The organism is Oleiphilus sp. HI0128, from assembly GCF_001635365.1.
The window spans coordinates 1-974 of record NZ_LWGG01000983.1 but is presented as its reverse complement, the minus strand read 5'-3'; the positions used below and the strand labels follow the sequence as shown (position 1 = coordinate 974).

General features: G+C 45.7%; 2 protein-coding genes. Both read left to right on the top strand.

Annotated features, from left to right (window positions below; genetic code table 11):
• Positions 1–372: flagellar basal body rod C-terminal domain-containing protein (locus tag A3763_RS16285; protein WP_304440822.1), on the top strand; the 372-nt coding region annotated here is incomplete at its 5' end.
• 179 nt (positions 373–551) lie between these two features.
• Positions 552–974: flagellar hook-basal body complex protein (locus A3763_RS16280; RefSeq protein WP_156495133.1), on the top strand; the 423-nt coding region annotated here is incomplete at its 3' end.

Below are 974 nucleotides of genomic sequence, written 5' to 3'. Positions count from 1 at the left end.
GGTGGTCCAATTGTTTTGCCGCCTTCGGCAACTGTTGAGATTGGTGCTGACGGTACGGTTTCGGTTCTTCCTTTGGGTGGTGGAGCTGTTGGCTTAGCGGCGGTTGATCGAATTAAGCTAGTTAATCCCGACCCTGATATGATCGAAAAGAAAGAAGATGGTCTATTGCATATGAAGGGTGATGAGCCACCGGCAGTTGCTGACCCGAACATCAAACTGGAAACGGGGTTTCTGGAAGGTTCTAATGTAAATGCGGTATCGTCTTTAACAGATATCCTATCTCTATCGCGACATTATGAGCTTCAAGTTAAATTAATGAGCCAGGCTGATCAAATTTCTCAACAAACGGCACGTTTGTTGCAGTTCTCCTAGTAAGACCTGAAAAACGTCATAAAAGCGGCACGTAGTTGCAGATTTATAGAGTGCTGATTTTTTGACTGCTTCGTTAGCGGTATTTGCTTACTAGCTTTAAATAAGGGGTATCACAGATAGCCCTTAAACGCTTCAGGTCTGATTGATTCGCAGTAGAATTTCAATTTGGGAGAAGCATCATGCATCCAGCTCTTTATGTCAGTAAAACCGGTCTAAGTGCACAAGATATGTCCTTGACCACGATTTCCAACAACTTGGCGAATGCTAGTACGGTTGGCTTTAAGCGTGATGAAGCGGTTTTTCAGGACCTGTTGTATCAGGTGAAAAGAGAGCCAGGTGGCTTGAACTCACAAAACTCTCAATTACCATCTGGTCTCCAGCTCGGTACGGGTGTCAGGATCGAAGGGACGACTAAGCAATTTACCCAAGGCTCCTTAGAAGTGACTGACCAGGCTCTCGATTTAGCCGTTAATGGTAGAGGCTTTTTCCAAGTTATATTGCCAGATGGCTCGACCAGTTATACCCGAGATGGGCAGTTCCAGGTTAACTCAGATGGCCAAGTCGTCACTGCTGGTGGCAACCTATTAGAACCCGCCATCACT